This is a genomic window from Bacillus atrophaeus, from assembly GCF_001584335.1.
GTDB lineage: Bacteria > Bacillota > Bacilli > Bacillales > Bacillaceae > Bacillus > Bacillus atrophaeus.
On record NZ_LSBB01000018.1, the window covers coordinates 236,938 to 261,508 of the forward strand.

29 protein-coding genes and 1 tRNA gene are annotated in these 24,571 nt (G+C 42.1%); 23 read left to right on the plus strand and 7 right to left on the minus strand.

Features of this window, described 5'->3' with window-relative positions; all coding sequences use genetic code 11:
• Positions 1 to 114 precede the first annotated feature (114 nt).
• The gene (locus AXI57_RS09975) at positions 115 to 417 is read right to left on the minus strand and encodes a LysM peptidoglycan-binding domain-containing protein (protein WP_004429527.1); all 303 of its coding nucleotides are present in this window, start codon (positions 415 to 417) and stop codon (positions 115 to 117) included.
• A 95-nt stretch (positions 418 to 512) separates the two neighbouring features.
• A complete protein-coding gene (locus AXI57_RS09980) occupies positions 513 to 1,274 on the minus strand; it encodes a DUF1189 domain-containing protein (RefSeq protein ID WP_004429528.1) in 762 nt (253 codons plus the stop codon).
• 180 nt (positions 1,275 to 1,454) lie between these two features.
• Here AXI57_RS09980 and AXI57_RS09985 point away from each other — a divergent pair, with 180 nt between their 5' ends.
• From AXI57_RS09985 to pstB (AXI57_RS10025), 9 genes are all read left to right on the plus strand, one after another.
• Positions 1,455 to 1,937 carry a DUF456 domain-containing protein gene (locus tag AXI57_RS09985; RefSeq protein WP_004429529.1) on the plus strand — a complete coding sequence of 161 codons (483 nt, stop codon included), beginning with the start codon at positions 1,455 to 1,457 and terminating at the stop codon, positions 1,935 to 1,937.
• Between the two features lie 179 nt (positions 1,938 to 2,116).
• Positions 2,117 to 2,725 carry a superoxide dismutase SodA gene (sodA, locus tag AXI57_RS09990; RefSeq protein ID WP_061669984.1) on the plus strand — a complete coding sequence of 203 codons (609 nt, stop codon included), beginning with the start codon at positions 2,117 to 2,119 and terminating at the stop codon, positions 2,723 to 2,725.
• Positions 2,726 to 2,843: 118 nt separating this feature from the next.
• A complete protein-coding gene (locus tag AXI57_RS09995; RefSeq protein ID WP_004429531.1) occupies positions 2,844 to 4,136 on the plus strand; it encodes an MFS transporter in 1,293 nt (430 codons plus the stop codon).
• Between the two features lie 113 nt (positions 4,137 to 4,249).
• The gene (gene pbpA, locus AXI57_RS10000; RefSeq protein WP_010789220.1) at positions 4,250 to 6,394 is read left to right on the plus strand and encodes a penicillin-binding protein 2A; all 2,145 of its coding nucleotides are present in this window, start codon (positions 4,250 to 4,252) and stop codon (positions 6,392 to 6,394) included.
• Positions 6,395 to 6,549: 155 nt separating this feature from the next.
• Positions 6,550 to 7,452 carry a phosphate ABC transporter substrate-binding protein gene (locus AXI57_RS10005; RefSeq protein ID WP_004429533.1) on the plus strand — a complete coding sequence of 301 codons (903 nt, stop codon included), beginning with the start codon at positions 6,550 to 6,552 and terminating at the stop codon, positions 7,450 to 7,452.
• A 68-nt stretch (positions 7,453 to 7,520) separates the two neighbouring features.
• Positions 7,521 to 8,450 carry a phosphate ABC transporter permease subunit PstC gene (pstC, locus tag AXI57_RS10010; protein ID WP_004429534.1) on the plus strand — a complete coding sequence of 310 codons (930 nt, stop codon included), beginning with the start codon at positions 7,521 to 7,523 and terminating at the stop codon, positions 8,448 to 8,450.
• Positions 8,450 to 9,334 carry a phosphate ABC transporter permease PstA gene (gene pstA / locus AXI57_RS10015; RefSeq protein WP_061669985.1) on the plus strand — a complete coding sequence of 295 codons (885 nt, stop codon included), beginning with the start codon at positions 8,450 to 8,452 and terminating at the stop codon, positions 9,332 to 9,334. The genes pstC and pstA overlap by 1 nt, the downstream gene beginning before the upstream one ends.
• Before the next feature lie 18 nt (positions 9,335 to 9,352).
• Entirely contained in the window at positions 9,353 to 10,159 is an 807-nt protein-coding gene (pstB, locus tag AXI57_RS10020; protein ID WP_061669986.1) for a phosphate ABC transporter ATP-binding protein PstB, read from the plus strand.
• Between the two features lie 10 nt (positions 10,160 to 10,169).
• Positions 10,170 to 10,952 carry a phosphate ABC transporter ATP-binding protein PstB gene (gene pstB / locus AXI57_RS10025; RefSeq protein WP_061669987.1) on the plus strand — a complete coding sequence of 261 codons (783 nt, stop codon included), beginning with the start codon at positions 10,170 to 10,172 and terminating at the stop codon, positions 10,950 to 10,952.
• 174 nt (positions 10,953 to 11,126) lie between these two features.
• Here the strand turns inward: pstB (AXI57_RS10025) and AXI57_RS10030 are convergent, their stop codons facing one another.
• Both AXI57_RS10030 and AXI57_RS10035 read right to left on the minus strand, forming a co-directional pair.
• Positions 11,127 to 11,591 (minus strand): endolytic transglycosylase MltG, encoded by a 465-nt coding sequence (locus tag AXI57_RS10030; RefSeq protein ID WP_061669988.1) that lies wholly within the window; start codon positions 11,589 to 11,591, stop codon positions 11,127 to 11,129.
• Positions 11,588 to 11,941, minus strand: a complete 354-nt coding sequence (locus AXI57_RS10035; RefSeq protein ID WP_003325404.1) for a hypothetical protein — start codon at positions 11,939 to 11,941, stop codon at positions 11,588 to 11,590. The genes AXI57_RS10030 and AXI57_RS10035 overlap by 4 nt, the downstream gene beginning before the upstream one ends.
• Positions 11,942 to 12,121: 180 nt before the next feature.
• On the opposite strand from AXI57_RS10035, the gene AXI57_RS10040 reads away from it, so the two are divergent.
• The 12 genes from AXI57_RS10040 to AXI57_RS10085 all read left to right on the plus strand — a co-directional run bounded on the left by AXI57_RS10040 (position 12,122) and on the right by AXI57_RS10085 (position 22,457).
• Positions 12,122 to 12,595, plus strand: coding sequence for a hypothetical protein (locus AXI57_RS10040; RefSeq protein WP_238380179.1), 474 nt, complete (start codon positions 12,122 to 12,124; stop codon positions 12,593 to 12,595).
• Positions 12,592 to 13,719, plus strand: coding sequence for a glycosyltransferase family 4 protein (locus AXI57_RS10045; RefSeq protein WP_061669989.1), 1,128 nt, complete (start codon positions 12,592 to 12,594; stop codon positions 13,717 to 13,719). Before AXI57_RS10040 ends, AXI57_RS10045 begins: the two co-directional genes overlap by 4 nt.
• An 84-nt stretch (positions 13,720 to 13,803) precedes the next feature.
• Positions 13,804 to 13,953, plus strand: coding sequence for a 50S ribosomal protein L33 (rpmG, locus tag AXI57_RS20845; RefSeq protein WP_003153056.1), 150 nt, complete (start codon positions 13,804 to 13,806; stop codon positions 13,951 to 13,953).
• A gap of 50 nt (positions 13,954 to 14,003) precedes the next feature.
• Positions 14,004 to 14,567 (plus strand): 5-formyltetrahydrofolate cyclo-ligase, encoded by a 564-nt coding sequence (locus AXI57_RS10050; protein ID WP_061669990.1) that lies wholly within the window; start codon positions 14,004 to 14,006, stop codon positions 14,565 to 14,567.
• A 65-nt stretch (positions 14,568 to 14,632) separates the two neighbouring features.
• Positions 14,633 to 14,806, plus strand: a complete 174-nt coding sequence (locus AXI57_RS21340) for a hypothetical protein (protein WP_003325409.1) — start codon at positions 14,633 to 14,635, stop codon at positions 14,804 to 14,806.
• A gap of 90 nt (positions 14,807 to 14,896) precedes the next feature.
• A complete protein-coding gene (locus AXI57_RS10055; protein WP_061669991.1) occupies positions 14,897 to 16,432 on the plus strand; it encodes a rhomboid family intramembrane serine protease in 1,536 nt (511 codons plus the stop codon).
• Positions 16,433 to 16,574: 142 nt separating this feature from the next.
• Complete coding sequence (locus tag AXI57_RS10060) at positions 16,575 to 16,775, plus strand: YqgQ family protein (RefSeq protein WP_061669992.1); 201 nt, start codon at positions 16,575 to 16,577, stop codon at positions 16,773 to 16,775.
• 29 nt (positions 16,776 to 16,804) lie between these two features.
• On the plus strand, positions 16,805 to 17,770 hold the full coding sequence (gene glcK / locus AXI57_RS10065; RefSeq protein ID WP_061669993.1) for a glucose kinase GlcK: 966 nt from the start codon (positions 16,805 to 16,807) through the stop codon (positions 17,768 to 17,770).
• A 111-nt stretch (positions 17,771 to 17,881) separates the two neighbouring features.
• Positions 17,882 to 19,798, plus strand: coding sequence for an LTA synthase family protein (locus AXI57_RS10070; protein WP_061669994.1), 1,917 nt, complete (start codon positions 17,882 to 17,884; stop codon positions 19,796 to 19,798).
• An 84-nt stretch (positions 19,799 to 19,882) separates the two neighbouring features.
• Positions 19,883 to 21,013 carry a M14 family metallopeptidase gene (locus tag AXI57_RS10075; RefSeq protein ID WP_061669995.1) on the plus strand — a complete coding sequence of 377 codons (1,131 nt, stop codon included), beginning with the start codon at positions 19,883 to 19,885 and terminating at the stop codon, positions 21,011 to 21,013.
• A 67-nt stretch (positions 21,014 to 21,080) separates the two neighbouring features.
• A complete protein-coding gene (locus tag AXI57_RS10080; RefSeq protein ID WP_061669996.1) occupies positions 21,081 to 22,136 on the plus strand; it encodes a YqgU-like beta propeller domain-containing protein in 1,056 nt (351 codons plus the stop codon).
• Between the two features lie 6 nt (positions 22,137 to 22,142).
• Positions 22,143 to 22,457: an MTH1187 family thiamine-binding protein gene (locus AXI57_RS10085; RefSeq protein ID WP_003325417.1), complete on the plus strand. Its 315-nt coding sequence runs from the start codon at positions 22,143 to 22,145 to the stop codon at positions 22,455 to 22,457.
• A 30-nt stretch (positions 22,458 to 22,487) separates the two neighbouring features.
• Here the strand turns inward: AXI57_RS10085 and AXI57_RS20850 are convergent, their stop codons facing one another.
• The gene (locus tag AXI57_RS20850; RefSeq protein ID WP_003325419.1) at positions 22,488 to 22,661 is read right to left on the minus strand and encodes a DUF2759 domain-containing protein; all 174 of its coding nucleotides are present in this window, start codon (positions 22,659 to 22,661) and stop codon (positions 22,488 to 22,490) included.
• 152 nt (positions 22,662 to 22,813) lie between these two features.
• Between AXI57_RS20850 and AXI57_RS10090 the strand changes: the two genes are divergently transcribed.
• Positions 22,814 to 23,452, plus strand: a complete 639-nt coding sequence (locus tag AXI57_RS10090; RefSeq protein WP_061670245.1) for an MBL fold metallo-hydrolase — start codon at positions 22,814 to 22,816, stop codon at positions 23,450 to 23,452.
• Positions 23,453 to 23,491: 39 nt separating this feature from the next.
• On the opposite strand, the gene AXI57_RS10095 is transcribed toward AXI57_RS10090, so the two are convergent.
• A complete protein-coding gene (locus AXI57_RS10095; protein ID WP_003325421.1) occupies positions 23,492 to 23,737 on the minus strand; it encodes a DUF2626 domain-containing protein in 246 nt (81 codons plus the stop codon).
• A gap of 237 nt (positions 23,738 to 23,974) precedes the next feature.
• Between AXI57_RS10095 and AXI57_RS10100 the strand changes: the two genes are divergently transcribed.
• A complete protein-coding gene (locus AXI57_RS10100) occupies positions 23,975 to 24,355 on the plus strand; it encodes a Spx/MgsR family RNA polymerase-binding regulatory protein (RefSeq protein WP_003325422.1) in 381 nt (126 codons plus the stop codon).
• A gap of 63 nt (positions 24,356 to 24,418) precedes the next feature.
• Here AXI57_RS10100 and AXI57_RS10105 read toward each other — a convergent pair.
• Positions 24,419 to 24,489: transfer RNA gene (locus AXI57_RS10105), tRNA-Gln, on the minus strand.
• Positions 24,490 to 24,571: the final 82 nt, after the last annotated feature.

Here is a 24,571-nt window from a genome sequence, read left to right on the forward strand (position 1 = left end):
CTCCTTAATTGTAGTTACCGCTTATTGAATCCAGTCCTGATATGGTCTGTGTGTTTTTGATTTACAAATTATATTGTAACAGTGTATTCGCCGAACTGACAAGAAATTAACGTTTTAGTTGCGATATACGGGGAATTTATACGCTGTTCCGGCTTGAATGCTGCTTGCTTTTACATTTGGATTCAGCGCTTCAAAATCCCTCACAATCTCATCCGGCGAGCCCGCATTTCCGACAATTGACATGACCGTGTCACCCTTTTTCACTGTAACTGTTTTATACGCCGCTTCTTGTTCAGAAGTTTTTGCTGACACTGCATAAACAGGGAGGTCCTGAAAGGGAATGGTTCCTATTTTTACATCGTAAAATATAATAAAGATGACAAATATACTGCTGAATAGAAAGATGAGACGCTTCATGTTTTTTGCCTCCCGCATACGAATTTTACTTCATTGTATGCTTGTCCCTTTTCCTTCATGACAAAAGAAAAGAGACTGTGCGGGGCAGTCTCAGACTAAACGGCTGTTTTCTTTGACGGTATCTCTTTTAAGACGAGGAAGAGGATCACAAAGTTTACAAACCAATTAACAAAAAATTCACTTGGCACAGAAGCTTCCAATGCTCTCATAATGGTAAAGAAAATGGTTGAAAGGGTAATCGAATAAGCAGAAAGTTTCCATAGCTGCGGATAGGACAGCTGTTTTCTTTGGGCGTTTTTCATGATGAGCCCGATCAAGCCGAGGAAAGAAACTTCTATAAATTTACCCACGGCAGTCATGAGAAACAATAAGACAGAAAGCACGGTCACAATCATTGTTTTATTTTGATGTAATGCGGACATGACATCCTTTTTCGTCAATTCAGAAGGGAGCAATGAGTAATTCATTTCTGTCGCCTGGCCGTCGATTGCCAAGACAAATTTGTCTTTCAAAATGCCGATAGCATTTTGTTTTGCCTCGATTTGTTCTGTGCCGTATGCGTCAGTGGGATCAAATACAATGACAAATCCATTCGCCTGTGATTCCGTGGATTTTTTTTCATCGGTTTGCAGTTTGCCGTTTGAAATCGTAAAATCGGGGAAATCATCTTGTAAAACGGATTTAAACCCGTTCATTGATTTCACAGTTCCGGAGCTTAAATAATAAGCGCTCGGGAGTGTAAAAAGGAGCGAAAGAAGGAAAACATAAAGAATCGCCTTCCCTATCCCTTGGAATCTTGTCTTTGCGATATCCTTGGGAGAGTATGTACTTTTGACAAAAAGCTTAAATAAATTCAAAACCTTCACTTCCTAGCTATACTGATATATGTTGCTTATTGTATCGTTCACACCGCATGAACACAAGGGAGATCTATTATTGTAAGCCAATTTTAAAGTGAAGGTTACCAGCACCAAGATAAGGAATAATACATAATAAGCTTAGAGCGGATAGATAAATCCGCGGAAAGAGGAGATTTTATGGATATTTTATATTGGCTGATCATAGCTGTTGTATTTGTTATCGCATTTATCGGGCTTGTGTACCCTATCATCCCGAGTGTCGTGTTTATTGTTGCAGGATTTGTTCTATATGGATTTTTGTTTACGTTCAGTCCTTATTCCTATATGTTTTGGCTTGTGGAAGCCGTATTTGCCGCTGTTTTATTCGCAGCAGATTATGTATCCAATTTGCTGGGGGTTAAAAGATTCGGGGGCAGCAGGGCGGCGATTTGGGGAAGCACGATTGGCTTATTAATCGGACCATTTGTCATTCCTGTAGCAGGTATCATTTTGGGACCGTTTATCGGCGCGGTCGCAGCTGAGCTTATCGTTCATCAGAAAGATATAAAGGCCGCATTCAAAATCGGCTTGGGATCACTGATCGGGTTTTTAACGAGTGTCTTGGCAAAGGGCGTCATTCAGCTAATCATGATCGGGTATTTTTTATGGACTGTTCTATAGAAAAGCAAAAACAACAGGTTTAGTAACAAGTCTTAACGGTTAAAGTGAAGTATGCCTGCTGAAATGACCTTTTATGAGCTTTTTCATTGATAACGCGCCTTTCTTTTGATAATCTGAATGAAGAAAGGCTCGCTTGATAGCGGCATTTCAGTACATATAATATTAAGGAGGAATTTATCATGGCTTACGAACTTCCAGAATTACCTTATGCTTACGATGCGTTAGAACCGCATATCGACAAGGAAACAATGAATATTCACCATACGAAGCACCATAACACTTATGTTACAAACTTGAACAAAGCGGTTGAAGGAAATACTGCTCTTGCAAACAAATCTGTTGAAGAGCTTGTAGCTGACCTTAACGCTGTGCCGGAAAACATCCGCACTGCTGTACGCAACAATGGCGGCGGACATGCCAACCACAAATTGTTCTGGACACTTTTATCTCCAAATGGCGGCGGCGAGCCGACAGGAGATCTAGCAGAGGCAATCAAAAGTGAATTTGGAAGCTTTGACAAATTCAAAGAGCAGTTCGGAGCTGCGGCAACAGGCCGTTTCGGTTCTGGCTGGGCATGGCTTGTAGTAAACAATGGCAAGCTTGAAATCACTAGCACGCCAAACCAAGATTCTCCGCTTTCTGAAGGGAAAACTCCGGTTTTAGGTCTTGATGTGTGGGAGCACGCTTACTACCTTAACTACCAAAACCGCCGTCCTGATTACATCTCCGCTTTCTGGAATGTTGTCAATTGGGATGAGGTTGCCCGTCTTTACAGCGAAGCAAAATAAAGGATTAAATGAAACAAGGCCCTTTACGGGTCTTGTTTTTTTGTGTGGAACTTTCTCTCCTTTTTACATATCTGAGTTTTAGTTTAGACAAACTATGGATAGTAAAGGGGAGTAAGTGATGAGCAAACTAAAAAAAGTAATTGGCAACGTAGAAGTAAACAAAGGCTTACTGCTGCTGCTTACCATTGGAGGACTTTACTCATTAGGTATTGCGCTTTCTAATACATTTGTGAATGTGTACCTATGGAAGCAATCAGGAAAATTCGTTGATTTGGCCATCTATAATCTGTCAATTGTGACGATGCAGCCATTCACCTTTTTATTAGCCGGACGGTTGGCTAAGAAAATAGACAGGGTGTTTATCCTTAGATTTGGCGTGATTTTTTTAGCCGGATTTTATTTAACGGTGCTGTTGGCGGGTGAAACGGCCGCTTCCCGGCTGGTGCTGATCGGGGCAGTCCTTGGTGTAGGCTACGGTTTTTATTGGCTTGCATTTAATGTGCTGACTTTTGAAATCACAGAGCCTGATACGAGAGATTTTTTCAATGGTTTTCTGGGGATTTTATCATCGACGGCAGGGATGATTGGGCCGATTGTTGCAGGTTTTGTGATCTCAAGATTTGAAAATAATACAGGATATACGGTCATTTTCAGCCTTTCCCTCAGTTTATTTGCACTCGCTGTAGTCATGAGCTTCTTTCTGAAACGGAGAGAGTCAAAAGGCCGTTTTATGCTGAAAAAAGTATTTGCTGAACGCCATACGAATATGAATTGGCGCAAAATTACAAATGCGCATTTTTTTCAAGGCTTGAGAGAGGGAATTTTTGTTTTTTTAATCAGTGTGTTTGTTTTTATTGCAACAAACAGTGAATTGGCGCTTGGTACCTTTGGTCTTGTTAATTCAGCTGTTTCCTTCTTTGCCTACTATTTTGTGTCAAGGCTGATCAAAAAGAAGGCAAGAAAAAAGGCAATACTTGTAGGAGGACTGGTGCTGTATGGAGCGCTGTTTCTCATCCTTTTCCATATGAGCTTCACGACCTTGCTCACCTACGGCGTTTTTATCGCAATTGGATATCCCTTGCTTCTCGTTCCCTATTTATCCCTTACCTATGATGTCATCGGACGGGCGAGGCATGCAAGAAAGGCGAGAATTGAATATATTGTGCTGAGAGAATTGTTTTTAAATGCAGGCAGAATTGTGTCGATTCTATTTTTTCTCATTATCGTCTCATTATTAAAAGACGATGTGGGAATCCCGGTGTCCCTTGCATTGCTCGGAGCGGGGCATACACTGATTTATTACTTTGTCAAAGACATCAGATTCACAGAACCGGACCCGGCTGAAGAAACGATGGCAGAAGACGGTCAAAAACGAGTGGCAGAACCGAACCTTTTAAAAGGAGAAAGATAATAATTCGTGAAAAAAGGGTTATCTGTAGAAAAAAGTCGAAAAAACCTTTAGAATAATCTATGGCACTCTTACTTGAGTGTCATTTCTTTCTGTAATAAAGAAAAGGTGATGTCATGAGAAGAAGTAAACCGAAAAAACAACATAATGAGAAAAAGAAGTCTCTGCCGATTCGGCTGAACATTTTATTTTTGCTTGCATTCATCATTTTCACTTGGATTATTGTAGAGCTTGGCATCAAGCAAATCGTTATGGGTGAAGATTATAAAAATGAAGCAAGCAAGCAGGAAGAAGTGGATGTCAGTTCAGCTGTGCCGAGAGGGAAAATTTACGATCGAAACCTGAATTCAATTGTGACCAACAAAGCGTTAAATGCGATTACATACACAAGATCTACCTCAACGACACAAGCGCAGCGTTTAAAAATTGCGAAAAAACTTGCAGGTATGATTAAAGTGGATACTGAAAAGGTCACAGAACGGGACAAAAAGGATTATTGGATTCTGACGAGACCGAAAGAAGCGAAAAAACTCATTACAGCTAAAGAAAGAAAAAAAGTTGAAGATAAATTGCTTTCTGACGATGATTTATACCAGATTCAGTTGAAGCGTATTACCGATAAACAACTGAACGAACTGACAGATGAAGATATGCAGATACTCGCCATTAAAAGGCAGATGGATTCAGGCTACTCATTGACGCCTCAATATATCAAAAACAAAGATGTGACTGCCAAGGAGATGTCTGTCGTAAGTGAACATTTGGAAGAATTGCCAGGGGTAGATGTTACCTCAGACTGGGAACGGGATTATCCGTATAAAAGTTTGCTGCGTACATTGCTTGGCAGTGTATCCAGTTCAAATGAAGGGCTTCCTTCAAGCCTTCTTGAACATTATTTGTCACTCGGCTACAGCCGAAATGACAGGGTCGGCAAAAGTTATTTAGAATATCAATATGAAGATGTTCTTCAAGGACAAAAAGAAAAAGTGCAAAACATGACAGACTCTTCCGGCAACGTCACCGGCAAAAAAACCATTTCAGAAGGCAAAGCCGGCAAGGACTTGGTGCTTACAATTGATATTGATTTGCAAAAATCAGTCGAAAAAATTATTGAGAAAAATTTGAAATCGGCCAAAGCAAGAGCAAGCACTGAATTATTGGATCGCGCATTTGTGGTCATGATGGATCCGAGAAACGGTGAAGTCTTGACAATGGCAGGTAAACAAATTACCAATCAAAATGGTAAATATAAAATCGACGATTATGCTCTAGGCGCTATGACTTCTTCCTATGCAATGGGGTCTTCTGTTAAAGGTGCGACTGTGTTAACAGGGCTGCAAACAGGTGCGATCAATTTAAACACTGTATTCCAAGATGAACCGATTCTAATTAAGGGTTCAAACCCTAAAAAATCTTGGACGAATTTAGGCCCTGTCAGCATTCAAAGAGCACTTGAACAATCGTCAAACGTATTTATGTTTAAAACAGCAATTGCGATCGGTAAAGGTGAATATAAAAGCGGTCAATCATTGCCGTTGGACACAAAAGCCTTCGATACATTCCGTTATAATTTTAGTCAGTTTGGCTTAGGAGTAAAAACCGGAATTGATCTGCCGAATGAAGCAACCGGTTATCAAGGTACTAAGAGACAATCAGGGCTTTTGCTTGACTTTGCTATCGGACAGTATGATACGTATACACCGCTCCAAATGGCGCAATACGTGTCCACCATTGCAAATGGAGGATATCGTTTGAAGCCTCAGCTCGTGAAAGAAGTAAGAGAGCCGGATGCTCAAAAAGGCATCGGAGCTGTAGTGGAATCTGTCCAGCCTCAAGTTTTAAATAAAGTAAATATGAGCAGTGATGAGATCGGAGAAGTTCAAGCCGGCTTTAAACGGGTCATGACAAAGGGAACAGCAGCAAGCCAATTTGCGTCGGCGAAATATAGTCCGGCAGGCAAAACTGGTACAGCGCAATCTTTCTATGATGGTCCAAATAAATCAAAAACAGGCGAAAGTACTTATAATACAACACTCGTTGCCTATGCACCTGCAGACAACCCGGAGATAGCCATTTCGGTAGTCGTTCCTTGGGCCTATGTTAACTATAGTGACAGATATTCCATTACGAATGAAATCGGACGAGAAGTATTAGATAAATATTTCGAACTGAAATCAAAACAAGAAGACGACAACACTCAGCAAAAAAACAAAAATAAAATTGAAGAAGAGGCGCAAAGCTCAACATCTTCAAATCATTAAAACAGAACGCCCACATGTGTGGGCGTTTTTTTTGTATACAAAAAAACACACGTATTTACAAAACCTTTACATTCGTTTAAAACGCTTTTTACACTCAACCTTTACGCTATACGTGTAGGACAAATTACACATTATACGCAGGGGGAATTCAAGAAATGAAAAAAAACAAGTTGGTGCTCATGCTTCTTATGGCTGCTTTTATGATGATTGCAGCAGCATGCGGAAATGCGGGAGAGAGTGAAAAGTCAAATACCGGGTCTGCAAGCGGAGAAGGAAAGGCATCTGGTTCTTTAACCATTTCTGGTTCATCGGCCATGCAGCCGTTAATACTTGCAGCGGCAGAGAAATTTATGGAAGAAAATCCGGAGGCAGATGTCCAGGTGCAGGCCGGAGGGTCTGGTACAGGACTTTCTCAAGTGTCTGAAGGAGCTGTCCAAATCGGAAATTCTGATGTGTTCGCTGAAGAAAAAGAAGGCATCGACGCAAAAGCGCTTAAAGATCATCAAGTGGCAGTCGTCGGTATGGCAGCGGCTGTAAACCCTGACACAGGCGTGAAAGATATTTCTAAAAAAGAGTTAAAAGACATTTTCACAGGAAAGATCAAAAACTGGAAAGAGCTTGGCGGCAAGGACCAAAAGATTACTCTTGTGAACCGTCCTGATTCTTCAGGAACACGCGCTACGTTTGTGAAATATGCGCTTGACGAGGCTGAGCCTGCTGAAGGAATTACAGAGGATTCTTCCAACACGGTCAAAAAAATCATTGCTGATACTCCGGGAGCTATCGGATATCTGGCATTCTCATATTTAACAGATGACAAAGTAACACCTCTTGCGATCGACGGCGTCAAACCAGAAGCGAAAAATGTCATGACAGGCGAGTACACGATCTGGGCTTATCAGCACTCTTACACAAAGGGTGAAGCAGAAGGGCTTGCGAAAGAGTTTCTTGATTACTTAAAAAGTGAAGAGATTCAAAAAAGCATTGTAACAGATCAAGGTTATATTCCGGTCACAGATATGAAAGTGACCCGTGATGCAAGCGGAAAGCAAAGCTGATTGAACACAAAAAAGGGGAGTGCGGATCACCCGCTTCCCCTCTTAACACATTCATAGGAGTGTCATAGATGATAAACAATAGAGAAAAATGGTCTGTGAGCGAAAGATTAATCAGCTCAAGGCAAAACCGGCAACTGGATGAAGTCCGGGGAAGAATGATCGTGACCGCCTGTGCGCTTATCATGATTGCGGCGTCGATAGCGATCACCATTTTCCTTGGCGTAAAGGGGCTGCAATCTTTTCTTGTAAATGGTGTAAGCCCAATTGAATTCTTAACGAGCCTGAATTGGAACCCAACGAATACCGAGCCTCAGTTTGGGGTGCTGCCGTTTATTTTCGGCTCATTTGCGGTGACTGTTCTTTCCGCCCTTATTGCTGCTCCGCTCGGCATAGCCGGTGCTATTTTCATGACGGAAATCGCGCCGAATTGGGGAAAGAAAGTGCTGCAGCCGGTGATTGAACTTCTAGTCGGCATTCCTTCTGTTGTTTATGGATTCATAGGTCTTACAGTATTGGTGCCGTTTATCGCTGCATTTAAAACAAGCGGAACTGGGCATAGCTTATTGGCCGGTACAATTGTGCTGTCAGTGATGATTCTGCCGACGATCACATCAATTTCGGCTGATGCGATGGCCTCGCTTCCGAAAAGTCTCAGAGAAGGCTCATATGCGCTCGGTGCAACAAGATGGCAGACGATCAGAAAAGTGCTTGTACCTGCAGCCTTTCCAACTTTGATGACTGCGGTGGTGCTGGGTATGGCGCGGGCGTTCGGAGAAGCACTCGCTGTGCAGATGGTTATTGGTAATACGAGAATTTTGCCTGAGAGCCTGCTTGATACAGCAGGAACATTGACAACGATTATTACCCTGAATATGGGTCATACCACTTATGGAAGCGTGGAAAACAATACGCTATGGTCAATGGGACTTGTTCTTCTTGTGATGTCGTTTCTATTTATTCTGCTCATACGTTACTTGTCATCTAGGAGGAAATTGTAATGAACAGCAAAATGACGGACAGAATTGCGACAGGTGTATTCGGTTTATGCGCCGCGATCATTGCGGCCATCCTTGTGGGGCTGTTTTCTTATATTCTTATAAACGGTGTTTCTCAGCTCAGCTTTGATTTCATCTCGACAAAATCAAGCGCCATTGCGGCGGGAGGCGGTATACGCGACCAGCTGTTTAACTCCTTTTATATTTTGTTTATTACCATGCTGATTACGATTCCGCTCGGTGTCGGCGGCGGTGTGTACATGGCGGAATATGCGCCTCAAAACAAATTGACTGATTTTATCAGAACGTGTATTGAAGTGCTGTCATCGCTTCCTTCTATTGTGATCGGTATGTTCGGATTATTGATGTTTGTCAATCTGACGGGCTGGGGGTATACAATTATCGGCGGCGCACTTGCTTTAACCGTCTTTAATTTGCCCGTGATGGTTCGTGTCACAGAAGACGCGGTTCGTTCAGTTCCTAAGGATTTGAAAGAAGCGTCGCTCGCTTTAGGCGTTTCAAGATGGCATACAGTTAAAACGATTTTACTGCCAAGTGCCATTCCATCTATCATTACAGGTGCGATTTTAGCGTCCGGCAGGGTTTTTGGCGAAGCGGCGGCATTATTATTCACAGCCGGCCTTACGACGCCTCGCCTCAACTTTACGGAATGGAATCCATTTTCAGAAACATCGCCTTTCAATATTTTCAGACCGGCTGAAACGCTTGCGGTGCATATTTGGAATGTGAACACCCAAGGGATCATCCCAGATGCTGAAGCGATCGCTAACGGAGGATCAGCAGTGCTGGTTATTTCTGTCCTGTTTTTCAACCTGGCGGCAAGATGGCTCGGATCATTTATTTATAAAAAGCTTACGGCAAACTAGAGGAGAGGGCGATTTGAGATGATCAACCTAATGGAAAAGGAAAAAATGGAGCAGCCCATTTCTGTTCCGCGGCAGCATGTACTAGAGATGAGGGATCTATCTATTTTTTACGGAGAAAAGCAGGCGGTTTATCATGTTAACATGGATATTGAAAAGAACGCTGTGACAGCTCTGATCGGTCCGTCCGGATGCGGCAAGTCAACCTTTCTCAGAAACATTAATCGCATGAACGATTTAATCCCCTCGGCAAGAAGTGAAGGAGAAATTTTGTATGAAGGATTAAATATTTTAGACAGCAAGATTAATGTCGTCAATCTTAGAAGAGAGATCGGAATGGTCTTTCAAAAGCCGAACCCTTTTCCGAAATCTATCTATCACAATATGACACATGCCTTAAAATATGCCGGAGAACGGAGAAAAGCAGTGCTTGATGAGCTTGTCGAAGAAAGCTTAACGAAAGCGGCGCTTTGGGATGAAGTAAAGGACCGTCTTCACTCCTCGGCCCTGTCTTTATCAGGGGGGCAGCAGCAGAGGCTGTGCATCGCGAGAACGCTCGCAATGAAACCTGCCGTCCTGCTGTTAGATGAACCGGCTTCAGCCCTCGATCCCATTTCAAATGGGAAAATTGAAGAGCTGATCACTGAATTGAAAAAAGAATATTCAATTGTCATCGTGACGCACAATATGCAGCAAGCACTGAGGGTTTCCGATCGAACGGCATTCTTTTTAAACGGAGACCTCGTAGAATATGGACAGACAGAACAAATTTTTACAAGTCCGAAGCACCAAAAAACAGAGGATTATATTAACGGGAAATTCGGTTAGGAGGGCACCGATGAGTATTGCTACAGAGGCTGTTAAGAAATCGGAAGTTTTTGAAATCAACGGGATGAACTTATGGTACGGAGAACATCAGGCCTTAAAAGATATTCATATGAAAATGAATAAACATGAGGTCACGGCGATCATCGGCCCATCCGGCTGCGGAAAATCTACGTTTATCAAGACATTGAATTTAATGATCCGTATGACGCCGAACGTAAGAATGACCGGCGACATGATCTATAATGGCAGTAATCTTTTGCAGCAGAAAGTGGATGTCGTAGAGTTAAGAAAAAATATCGGCATGGTCTTTCAAAAAGGCAATCCGTTTCCGCAATCCATCTTTGATAATGTGGCTTACGGACCGAGAATTCATGGTATGAAAAACAAAAAGAAGCTTCAAGAAACGGTAGAAAAATCGTTAAAAGATGTTGCGTTATGGGATGAAGTGAAAGACCGTCTGCATCATCAGGCGCTTGCATTATCCGGAGGCCAGCAGCAGCGTCTCTGCATCGCCAGAGCGCTTGCCACAAATCCCGATATCTTACTAATGGATGAACCGACGTCAGCGCTTGACCCGATTTCAACAAGAAAAATTGAGGAGCTTATCCTGCAGTTGAAGGGAAAATACACTATCGTTATTGTCACGCATAACATGCAGCAGGCAGCCAGAGTTTCTGATCAAACCGCATTCTTTTACATGGGAGAGCTTGTTGAGTGCGATGATACGGTAAAGATGTTTTCACACCCAAATGATAAAAGAACGAAGGATTATATTACAGGGAAGTTTGGATAACCCTCAAAAAGGGCTGTTTTAGCCTGCGGAGGCTCGGAGAGATCACTCAGAGCCTCTTTTGTATGCAGAAAATGCAGGTAAACCTCAGCGGCATTAAAATGTCCTAAAATTAAAAAAAGCTTGCCGGCAGTATCCAGAAATGGACGCTGCCGGCAAGCTGAAACAGGCTGTTTATCAGCGTGTCAAAGTTTTAACAATCTTTTTGAAGCTCATGCCCTGCTTTAACTTAAAATTACCGGCTCGGATTTCTTTATGGTAGCCTGCGTCAATGACATAATCATTAAAATCCTGCGCTGAGGAAATGAGGCCCTCTTTTTCAAGAATGTCCGAAACATCAGCAGTGCTCATGCCGTCTTTGATGGTAAGTTTATACGTTTTATTTTTATTTTTTTCTGTATCTGCATTGCTGTCATCACTTAATGATTTCTCTTTTGAATCCAACAGCTTTTGATATTCATCACGGTCGACTGAGACCATTTTTTTAGAGTCAAGATAAGCGCTGACATCCTGTTCGCTCACTGATTTTTCATTTTTAACAGCGGCGGCTTGGTCTTCATCGGTCAAATAGAAAACACCGGCAAGAACGGCAGTCGCTAAAATAATGCCGCCGGCAAATGCTTGAATGCCCCGTTTTGTCATACGAGCACCCTCTCGTTATCCTTAATAATATGATTCACATCTTCTACTGAAACATGCTCCGCTTTTGCAATAGCTTCCACAGACATGCCGTTATTATATTTAGATAGAATTTGCTTAGCGATTTTTTGATTGATGCCGCTGTGCTTAGATTTGCGGATGACAAGATTTGTTTCCAGCAATTCTTCTTCAAGCACAGTCATTTTCTTTTTCAATTTATAAATTTCCTGCATAGCGGAAAGCTGAAGAGTCTCAACCTCTTGTTCTACATCCTTCATTGGATCTCTCTGAGAATATGAGAATGCAATTAGCGCTATACTGACGATAAACAACGCAATAATAGCGATTTCCACGTTTCATCACCTTCTATTCTTATTTTACCCTTCTTTTTTATACCATAAAATAGCTATATACTAAAGGAATTCGTGAAAAAAACGGATATTTTGTCGAGAAATCTTTCTTTGTTTACACCAGATGTAATGGTTTAATAGGATCAGTGAGAAATACCAGGGGAAGGAGACTGTTAAAAGCAAATGGATAAACACCCAGTTTCCCATATTATTCGAAACACTGACCCTTTTTATAGGGACAGCTTCGACATTATGATACAACATTATTCTCAAACCTTAATTGTAAAATGGAATTTTCCCGCCGGCATATTGCAGCGCACAGAAGCGGTGCTTTTTGAGGATACACAAGATATGGTGAAAGAAATCAGCCTCTTGCTGACCAAAGGCAACGAGAAGTTTGTCTATAAGGCGCATACCAATCTTTATAAAGGAGAACTGAAGTTTCATCCGGCAGCCGGGGATGCAGAGTACAGGGCCGAATTCAGAGTGTATAATTCGCTGAATGTCTGCCTCAAATGGGCGGAGACACCACCTGTATTTATGAAAGAAAACGAAGTAAAACAGGTGAAGGGTTTCAGCCGATTTGAGCCTTGCGGGAATTGGTCAGAACAATTTTCTGCATATACCTCTTATCCGACTGAGGACAAGAGACTGTGAAGATCCTGATTCTTTCATCCGAAAATCCAAGCCATCCCAAAAGCGGACTAGGTGTCCACCTCAGCCGTTTGATACCGCTTATTGAGCCGCACGCAGAGCTATATGTTTGCGCACCTGACGGATGTCATACTTCCCCGATACATATACATTTGCCCGTTTCAACGAATTTCCTCTCTTATGCTGACTTTGAAAGCGCTATGGCGGATGTAAATGCACAAATGATTAAACATGTGATGGACGGCAAATGGCGATATGATCTTATCCATGCACACGATGACATCACGGCTCCTGCAGCCCGCTATTTGAAAAACAAGCTTAATATCCCGCTGCTGACCACAATACATGGGCTTGAAAGCAGCCGAAAACAAGTTGTCCAACAAACGCCTCATCCATACAGACAATTGACAGAGTGTATTCTGATTGAAGCCTCTGACCGGATCATCGTTCTGAGCACTTTTATGAAATCATTCTTAGAAAGAGCGTACGGAGCAGGCAAAAAAGCAATTGTCATTCCAAGCCCTATCACGCAGGAACACATCAGCTCCTCCAGATTGAAAATGATCAACAAACCGTACTTGTTTTCCTTCGGGAGATTTGTGCCGGAAAAGGGGTTTCACCATTTGATACAAGTGTTCAGCCTGCTGAAAAAGCGCCATCCCGAACTCAAGCTGGTGCTGGCAGGCGAAGGACCGTCTCTTGCTTCTTATACTAAGCAGGCTGAGACCTTAGGGCTGAAACAATCCGTTGTATTTTTGCCTTTTTTAAGCCAAGCAGAAAAGCAAGGATGGCTGTCCCGGTGCGAACTTGCTGTTTTTCCGAGCTTGTATGAACCTTTTGGTTTGGCCGCGCAAGAAAGTATGGAGCGCGGCGTGCCGACGGTTGTTTCCCAAAAGGGAGGATGGCTTGATTACGCGCACCATAACAAAACTGCTTTTGTTGCAGACTTTACCAGAGAGACAGAAGTTGCTGAGACGATAAACGGCTTGCTGATTGACCGCAAAAGGCTCAGCCGAGTGAAAGAAAAAGGCAGGGAACATATTGTTAGGCAGCATCATCCGGCTAATATCAAGCGTGCATATCTTACACTTTATGAACAAATGCTCAATAAATCAGCATTTCATTAAAAAACATCCTAGCTTTCTGTCCATTATAGTGGTATTATGTATAAGTCTGAATAAGTAAATGATATTGAGTTTGGAGGGAAAATAATGCGCGTTAATATTACTTTGGCTTGCACAGAATGTGGTGAGCGTAACTATATTTCTAAAAAGAACAAACGCAACAATCCAGATCGCGTTGAATTTAAAAAATATTGCCCACGTGATAAAAAATCTACGTTACACCGTGAAACAAAATAACAGCAGGATTTTCCTGCTGTTTTTTCTTTGCCCACAGGGAGGGATTTCATTTGAAAACACAATTAAGAAAAGCTGTGAAAGATCAACTGTCGGCCGTATCAGACATAGAATGGCTTCAAAAATCAGCGATTATTCATCAACGATTATTTTCTTTACAAGAATGGCAAGAAGCTCAGACGATTGCGGTTACCATCTCCAGAGGCCAGGAAATTCCGACCGGACCGTTAATTCAGCAGGCTTGGGAGGAAGGAAAACAAGTCTGTATTCCTAAGTGCTTTCCTGACACCCGCGACATGCAGTTTCGTACATATAAAGACGGTGATCAGCTTGAGACGGTTTATGTAGGCCTGCAGGAGCCTATTACAGAAAAAACCGCCGAAGTTAAGAGCTCTGACATAGATGTAATGATTGTTCCCGGCGTTTGCTTTGACCATGACGGCTACAGGATCGGCTATGGCGGAGGCTATTACGACCGTTATTTGGAAGGTTATAATGGAAGCACGGTTTCACTCCTCCTATCGTGCCAGCTTGTTGCTAGCATTCCTCGCATGCCACATGATATCCCCGTGAAAAAACTAATAACGGATAATAAAATCGTGGATTGTTTTTCATGAAAAATCATCCCTCCTAAAAGAATAATTACGAAGAAATAACAAACGATACTGGTAGGAGGGATCATATGAAAAAATTGATTATCTTTTCGATATGCACCGTTTCTGCCGTGCTGTTTTACCAAAACCGCTACAGAGTGATGAATACGGTTCTCGGACAGCCAAGAATCAGGCAGTCCTTTATACACTTCTTTTTAAAAATTCCGTTTATCCGCAACAAATTTATCCAGCAAGCCTTTTAAAAAATCCCGTTTCCTGCGGGATTTTTCCTTTCAGTATGAGATCGATTCGCTACCTGTTATAATAAAGAAAAACAATTGGAGCGGTAAAAGATGTATTTGTTAGATTATACATATTGGAAAACAGCGGACACCCTGCTGAGAAGCGGCTATGAATTCATTCCGTCCTCGGATTATTCAGATGAAATCTGGCTGGAAGCGCCGGGCAAGTCTCCTTATGACATGGTGCGCCTGCATAGAAAGAACGTGGATTTTCATCAGGAAATCGTAAGGGACGCGAATATGCAAGCCGAACGGATCGAACAGGTGAGAATTTCTCTTAACAAGCGAAGCATCAAGGTGCTGAACCTTCTGTTTTCTGCTGAAGCGCCTGTGGATGACTGGGAAGAAGCTACCGGCGAGCCTTATAAAAAAGGTAAGGCATCAGTCGAATCAGCGCTTATCCATACGGCGGAGCTTGACCAAGGTATTCAGAGAATCGAAGCCTCCCTGCAAACAGATCTTGCGGTCCTCAGGCATTTGAGAGAAGATGATATTTCGTATGATGACGTGCAAGGCGTAAAGGAGAGCTTTATTTCTTTATTGAAGAAAAAAGAAGAACGAAGAAAAAAGGAAGCGGCATTTTTTCAAAACGGAAAACCGTTTTTCACCTATATTTTTATCGCACTGCAGCTGATTATGTTTTTCTTGCTTGAAATCAATGGAGGCAGCACCAATACTGAAACGCTAGTTGCTTTTGGCGCAAAGGAAAACAGCCTGATTGCAGCAGGAGAATGGTGGAGGCTTGTTACGCCGATCGTTCTTCATATCGGACTGGCGCATTTAGCCTTTAATACCTTTGCTTTATGGTCGATAGGAACTGCCGTCGAAAAAATATACGGATCAGGCAGATTTCTTTTGATTTATTTACTGGCTGGTGTAACGGGATCCATTGCCAGCTTTGTGTTCAGTCCATATCCATCCGCCGGTGCTTCGGGAGCGATTTTTGGCTGTTTGGGAGCCCTGCTTTATTTAGCTGTTTCCAACCGGAAATTGTTTTTGAAAACGATTGGCACCAATATCATTGTGATTATTATTATAAATCTGGGCTTTGGATTTGCTGTTTCAAATATTGATAACTCCGGTCATATTGGCGGATTAATCGGCGGTTTTCTGGCGGCGGGAGCTTTAGGATTACCAAACACTTCAGCGCGGGCCAAAAGAATCGTCTCAGCGGTGCTGCTTGTTGCGCTGGGCGGGGGCTTTCTTTATTACGGCGTCCATTCACCAGCTCATCAGCAAACGGCATTGGTGCAGCAGGCGGGCAGGCTGTATCAAGACGGCCAATATGAAGAAGTGTCCGAATTGCTGAGCGGAGAGGCTCAGCAGGAGGGTGCCTCAGCCGATCTCCTGAGGATTCTGGCTGTTTCAGATATGCAAATTGGAGAATATGACAAAGCTGCTGCATTGCTTGAGAGGGCCATTGATAAAGAACCTGAAGACGATACGTCTTATTATTATCTGGCGTTTCTGTATGCGGAGAAAAATGAATGGGCAAAGGCAGAAACGGCCATTAAAACTGCGGTGAAGCTGAAGCCGAATGAGCAAAGCTACAAAGAGCTTCAGGAACAAATTGAAAGAAAAGAATAAAACAGGGGCGAAAGGGCTCCCTGATGTTATAAGCTGAATTTTCATAGAAAAACGCCGGGCATTGTGCCGGGCGTTTTTTGCTTGACGGACAGGTTGTTTATGAATACGCTATTTATAGTCAAGATAGAGAATGGTGAGGAATATGAATACATTATATGATGTACAGCAGCTGTTAAAGAAGTTTGGCCATATTGTTTATTTTGGGAACAGAGAGCTGGAAATTGAATTTATGATGGACGAACTGAAGGAAATGTATCTGTCCCATGTGATTGAGAGGGAGCAATGGATACAAGCGGCTGGTGTCCTTCAAAGGGAATTGGAACAGACAAAACAGCGGAAGTAATAGATATGTAAAGGTAAAGGTGATGAGAAATGGACGAGGTATGGTTTGCGGGCATTGATTTAGGAGGAACTACAATTAAGCTTGCGTTTATTAATATGTATGGAGAAATTCAGCATAAATGGGAGGTCCCGACCGACAAAACGGGAGATACAATCACAGTTACGATTGCAAAAGCGATTGACAGCAAATTAGAGGAAGTAAGCAAACCGAAGCATATTGTAAAGTACATTGGAATGGGGGCGCCCGGCCCTGTAGACATGATGACGGGCACGATTTATGAAACCGTGAACCTAGGGTGGAAAAATTACCCGCTGAAGAATCATTTAGAGGCGGAAACGGGTATTCCCGCCGTTATTGAAAACGATGCCAATATTGCCGCGCTGGGTGAAATGTGGAAGGGCGCCGGCGACGGAGCAAAGGATGTGATTCTTGTGACGCTTGGCACCGGCGTAGGCGGAGGCATTATCGCTAACGGGGAGATCATTCACGGGAAAAATGGAGCCGGCGGAGAAATCGGCCATATATGCTGTATTCCTGAAGGCGGAGCGCCTTGCAATTGCGGTAAAACGGGCTGTATCGAAACCATTGCGTCGGCGACCGGAATCGTAAGAATTGCAAAGGGGAAAATTGCAGAGGCTAAGCAGGCGACGCGCCTTGCAGAACAGAAGGATTTATCAGCGCGCGATGTGTTTGAAGCAGCAAATGCCAATGATGCAGCTGCACTTGAAGTCGTTGATGAGGTCGCTAATTATCTCGGCCTTGTGCTTGGAAATTTGGCAAGCTCACTCAATCCGTCAAAAATCGTTCTTGGCGGAGGCGTTTCCAAGGCGGGAGAAATATTAAGATCAAAAGTCGAAACAGCGTTCCGCCAATATGCATTTCCGCGTGCGGGCAAAGCGGCTGACATTTCAATCGCGGCTCTCGGCAATGATGCCGGAGTCATTGGCGGAGCATGGATTGCCAAAAATGAGTGGCTGACCCATCAAAATGGTTAAAAGGTAAACGCTGTATTGATTTTTTGTGATATGCACGTTAAGATATGGTTTAGTGTATTGAAATCACAATGTTCTGATTAATTTTATTAGGGTGCTGCATAGGAGGTTGAAATGCGGAAAAGTTTTTTTTTGAAAATTTCATTTATGCTGATTGCCATTTTGTTGATGTGGCTGAAAACGTATGCCGTTTATAAAACCAGTTTTAACATCAAAATCGAAAATTTTGCACAGGAATTTATTTTATTTATCAACCCATTGAGCTTTTTGCTGCTGATTTTTGGGTTTGGCTTATTTCTAAAAGGCAAAAACAGAAACCGCTACATAATTGCAATGAGCTGTGTGGTGACATTTGTTTTGCTGGCCAATATGGTTTTTTACCGATTCTACAATGATTTTCTAACAATTCCTGTTCTTTTCCAAACGAGCAATATGGGTGATTTGGGAAGCAGCATCAGCACCTTGCTGGAACCGACAGATATCCTTTTGGCGGTCGACATTGCGATTTTAATTTGGCTTTATACACGTCAGAAAACTTTTCAAACAAACAACGTCACCACAAAAAAAGAACGTGCGGCTTATTTTTTGTTTGTAGCTTCTGTTTATTTTTTTAATTTAGGTTTGTCAGAAGCAGAAAGACCTCAGCTATTGACACGTTCATTTGACAGAGAAATGCTGGTCAAAAATATCAGCCTTTTTAATTTCCATATTTATGACGGTGTGCTTCAATCAAAGCAATCGGCACAGAGGGCCTTGGCTGACAGCAACAATCTGACTGAAATTGAAAACTATGTAAACGCTAACGCTAAAGATACGAACAAAAGTCTGTTTGGTGCCGCTAAAGGCAGGAACGTCATACTCGTATCTTTGGAATCGACCCAAAGTTTTGTAATCAATGAAAAAGTGAACGGGCAGGAAATAACGCCTTTTCTCAATGATTTTATAAAAGAAAGTTTCAATTTTAACAATTTTTATCATCAGACCGGACAAGGAAAAACATCGGATTCTGAATTTATCGTTGATAATTCGCTTTATCCCCTTGGAAGGGGAGCGGTGTTCTTTACAAACGCGGGAAATGAATATACGGCTGCCCCGGAAATTTTAAAGAAACGGGGCTACTATTCGGCTGTTTTGCATGCGAATAACAAAAGCTTTTGGAATCGGGATTTAATGTATCAATCGTTTGGATATGACAAATTTTTAGATGTTGATTCATATGACGTAACAGATAAAAATTCAGTCGGCTGGGGTTTAAAGGATAAAGAATTTTTTGAACAGTCTTCGGAATTATTAAGAACCCTGCCTCAGCCGTTTTATTCGAAGCTCATTACCCTGACGAATCACTTTCCTTTTGAGCTTGACGAAGAAGATAAAATGATCGAGGAATTTAATTCAAACAGCCAAACGCTTAATAAATATTTTCCGACAGTGCGTTATCAGGATGAGGCATTAAAACGGTTTATTGAAAAGCTGAAAGAAGATGGGCTGTATGAAAACTCGATGATTGTTTTATACGGTGACCATTATGGCATTTCCGAAAACCATAATGAAGCGATGGAGCAATTTCTAGGAAAAGAAGTCACGCCGTTTGAAGAGGTACAGCTTCAAAAAGTGCCGTTTGTTGTTCACATTCCGGGTATTACAGATCAACAGCCGAAAACCATAGAAAAAGTCGGCGGGCAAATTGATATCCGGCCTACGCTTATGAACCTTTTAGGCGTTGATACAAAAGAACAGATCCAATTCGGAAATGACCTGCTTTCTGATAAGAAGCTTGACTTTACCGTGCTTCGGGACGGGAGCTTTATTACAGATCGGGTTGTGTACACAGATGGAGTCTGCTATGACAAATCAACCGGCAAACCTGTGAAAGAAGACCAAACCTGTGAGCCGTTTGCGGATAAAGCTAAGCAGGAGCTTTCGTTCTCAGACCAAATTATATACGGCGATTTGTTAAGATTTTATGATCAAGACAGGTTGGACGATTCGTCAGAAAAGAAAGAAAAAGAAACACTTGATCAGGCATCATAAAAAGAAAGCCTTTCGTTCCTTTTGAACGGAAGGCTTTCTTTTTTGAAATCCGCAGTCATATAGTAACAAAAAAGGGGGATGAAAATGGCATCTATCCGCGTAAAACCTGAAATCAAACAAAATTTAGCTATATTAGCGAAAGAATTAACAATAGACGAAGCACTGCTGATCAGTGCAAATCAAAGAGCCGGAAAAACGGAGCTGTTTTGTCCGGGGATTTGGATTGGAGAAGGCAGTGACGCACCAATTGAAACCATTCAGGAGCTGAAGCGATTTTTAGATACGTGTCAATCTATACAGCCTGCGAACGAATGGCTTCGGGAAGAAAAGGCCTATGATTTTCAGGCAGTAGAAGAAGAAATCGAAAAAATCATTGATGTGTTTCCGTTTGTCACATATCGTTCAATAGGCCGCTCAGTATTGGGAAGGCCGCTGTATGAACTTAGTGTCGGAGCGGAAAATGCCCCCAAAAAGGTGCATATGAACGCATCTTTTCATGCGAATGAGTGGATTACCACATCAGTTTTATTAAAGTGGTTTAAAGAGTACTGTATGGCTTTGTGTGAAAACCAGCCTTTTTTTCAATTTTCTCCTCTCAAACTTTTCAGTCAAACGTCTCTCTCTGTCGTGCCTCTTGTCAATCCTGACGGTGTTGATTTGGTTTTGCATGGTTCCGGATTTGCAGGGGAAAGGCAGGATTTTTTAAATACATTAAATGAACATCGGACTCATTTTAATGAGTGGAAGGCGAACATCAATGGTGTTGATTTAAATAAACAATTTCCTTCGCTATGGGAAATTGAAAAACATCGAAAACCGAAAGAGCCAAGCTTCCGTGATTTCCCTGGCACCGCTCCGTTAACAGAGCCCGAAGCAATGTCGATGCAGCGTCTTATAACAGATCATCCGCCAGACAGACTGATTGCGCTCCATACTCAGGGCGAAGAAATATACTGGGGATACAAAGGACTTGAGCCAGAAGAATCAGCGCGTGTGGTGAAGGATTTCGAAGTTCTGAGCGAAAACTGTTATAAAGGGATACGTGATATCGACAGCTATGCCGGATACAGAGACTGGTTTATCCATCATTATTTTAAAGAGGGCTATACGGTAGAGCTGGGAAAGGGAAAAAATCCTTTGCCGTTTTACCAGTTTCCGGACATTTATGAAGTGACAAACGGGATCTTATGGCGGTCGTTATTTTTTTATGAATAATTGAAACTTTTTCTTTTTTCTCCCGTACCAAATATGGGACAATAAATATGATCGGAGGGGAAGGCTGATGAGATTTGTTTATTTTATTCTGATGTCAGCTTTAATGTTTAGTTTATCGGCATGTGAACCATCTCATCAGCAGCAAAAGCAAGCATCGGCATCGGACAAAACAGAAAAAGACATCATTCCGCTGAAAAACGGCAAAGCTGATGAGGTGGAAGGATGGCTGAATGACCATACTATCCTTTACACAGCATCCGATCCGACGAAAAGCGAGCTTTTTGCATATGATCTATTTAAAGGCAAGGCTCAAAAGCTGTATGAGACAGAAGGCCAAATGGTGGATGTGCAAATAAATGAAAATAGGCATATGATTCTCTTGCAAATCACACACAGTCAACGGACGGCAATTGTTCTGCTGGATCAGAACGGGAAGAAGCTGTATGATAAAAATTATGAAACATATGAGCTGGAAGCCGCCTGGAATCAATATAACCCATATCAAATAATGGTTACGGTATTTACGCAGGATTGGGACTTTGATACATATGTAGTGGACGCAAAAAAAGGACACTCAAAAGAAAGCCCGATACAGGTCCCTTTTATTCATTGGACTTCTGCTGATACGTTTGAGTATATAAAGAATGGAAAAAACAATGATTCCGGTCCTTTATATACGTACGACTTGAATACGAAGCGCGAAAAAAAACAGCTTGATGATGTTCTGGCCATTGATTCATTTCAAAATATGCGCCTTGCTGTCAAATCGGCTTCAGACGAAAATGGAACATTTATTTTCCAGTGGCCGGGAGCCGATTCATCTGTCACATATGAGCTTCCGCTTCAGACGAAGTATTCAAGCCTCAGTCCGATGGAATACGATTATGACGAATCAGGCAGGCTGTTTTATACGTTCACACAAAGCGGCGGTGCGTATAAGCTCATCGAAGTTGACTTGGAGTCAAAAAAGAAAAGGGACATTCTCGATTCGGCTGAAATGGAGCCGATTCAAATTTCTCCAAACGGACAATTCGCTTTATACGGCTATCAATTTGACCGTATAATATCGTTAAAGACTCACAAAGTTGAGCCTATCATAACAGAGAATGTGAAAGGAGATTAAGTAACTATGGCAATTGCAGATGTAACCATTATTCCGATCGGAACAGAAACCCCAAGCGTCAGCGGGTATGTGGCGGATGTGCAAAAGATTTTGGAGGGCTACAAAGCGGAGGGGAAAATCAAATATCAGCTAACCCCGATGAATACCCTAATCGAAGGGGAACTCAGCGACCTATTTACGGTCATTCAGGCCATACACGAAGCGCCATTCCAAAAAGGGCTTCACAGAGTGGCGACGAACATCCGTATAGACGACAGACGCGACAAAGAGACGACGCTTGAAAGCAAAATCATAAGTGTCAATAAACATCTGAATCAATAAAAAAATGCCTGTATCCGATGGATACGGGCATTAGTGTACTGTCGGATAACCGCTGTTGATGACCGTCATGACTGTAAACCAGCCAAAAACAAACAGGGTTGCTCCGGCAAACAGAAAACCGAGTATATTTTTATTTCTTACAGAACGCAGAACTCCCCAAACAGCAAAAAGTGTGACAAGGCCAAAAATCACCATCAGTAACATTATGCAGCCCCCTTTGTCATTGAAACCTGCAATTCTTTCCAGTTTTATTTTAACCGTTTTCATTGTGTTTGTCGATAGAGTTTCCTTATTGTTTGTTTGAATCTTTTTTGAAAAACCTTCATAATAGAGCAGAAAGGAAAGAGGTGGATCATGTGAAGTGGAGACGTATGCCTGTAGGGCCTATTCAGGCCAATGCTTATTTTTTAATCAGTGAGGATCAGTCATGTCTGATTTTTGATCCGGGAGGCGAAGGGGATAAAATCAACCGATACATAAAAGAAAAAGGCCTTAAGCCATTGGCGATTTTACTTACCCATGCCCATTTTGACCATATCGGAGCGCTTGATGATGTAAGAGATAAATGGAACATTCCTGTCTACCTTCATCAAAAGGAAAAGGAATGGCTGACGGATTCTTCATTAAACGGATCTGGACTTTTGAGAGGAATCGAAGTCACTGCAAAGCCTGCTGATCATTTAATAGAAGGTGACGGTGAGCTGAATATCGGACCTTTTCATTTGGAAACGCTTTTTACACCGGGGCATTCGCCGGGAAGCGTTTCTTACTACGTGAGAGATGCAGATCTGGTCATCTCAGGAGATGTTTTATTCCAAGGAGGCATCGGACGAACCGATTTGCATGGCGGTGACCAAGAAACCCTCCTTACGTCCATTCATGAAAAGTTACTTACGCTCCCAGAACACACATTAGTATTAAGCGGCCACGGACCGGAAACAGATGTGCAGACGGAGCAGGACCAAAATCCGTTTTTAAATGGCTTTTCATTATAAAAAAGAGACAAACCGTTTTGGTTTGTCTCTTTTTGCATGTTAATGCCCTCCCCCGCCGGGAACCATGATAAAGATCGAGTAGTATGTAAATCCGGCAAAGAAAATTGTTAAGTAAGCGCCAAAAATATAAATATACATGCGTTCTGTTAAATTCAAATACGATAAAAACACGAAAAGTACAGTTTGCCCAAAAAATAAAAGAGATGCGTCCTTCATGTCCCCCAAATAAAACATCACTGCGAAAATTCCCGTCCAAAATCCTAACACCCGGAACATGCGATTCATTTTTTTATCCCCTCCCGAGAGTCTATCTGATTTTTATTATAATGGATCGCAAGCTCAAATGTAAACATTTTCATTATTATAATTAAGATGGAATAAATTCCTTTGATTGCGTTTTCTATTATATGTTCCTCTTTTCAAAAGAATCCTGAAAAAATATGTAGAAAATGTGTTTAATACAAAAAAGATCGGGGTACATATTCTACAAAGAGATGGTTATAATCGGAGGAGGAACTACACATGGAAGAACTAACATTTTATTCGTACCCAAGCTGCACGTCTTGCAGAAAAACAAAACATTGGCTAAAAGCTCATCAGATTGATTTCAACGAACGTCACCTATTCAGAGAAACCCCGACAATGGAAGAGTTAAAGTACATTTTGTCCCTTACGACAGAAGGCATTGATGAGATTCTGGCAACGAGAAGCCAAACTTTTAAAGAGCTGAACTTAAATATTGAAGAGATGACAGTCAATGAAGTGCTGGACCTGTTAATCGAAAAACCAAAGCTTTTGCGCCGCCCTATCCTTGTTGACAACAGAAAACTCGTTATCGGCTATAATCCGGGAGAACTTTTGAAACTGACTAAAAAGAAAACGGTTCATCAATCCGTATCATGATGAAAAAACGAAGATCCGCTGAGTGAATTGTTCAGCTTATCTTCGTTTTTTCAGGTTGTGAAACTGGGCTAGCTGGGTTCGAACCAACGATCACGGAGTCAAAGTCCATTGCCTTACCACTTGGCTATAGCCCATCGGGTTGGTATGAATAGTATGTGCAAAGAAACGCACCGTATACATATGGACTAAAAAAGTTGTGTTTCTGATTTTTGCAGA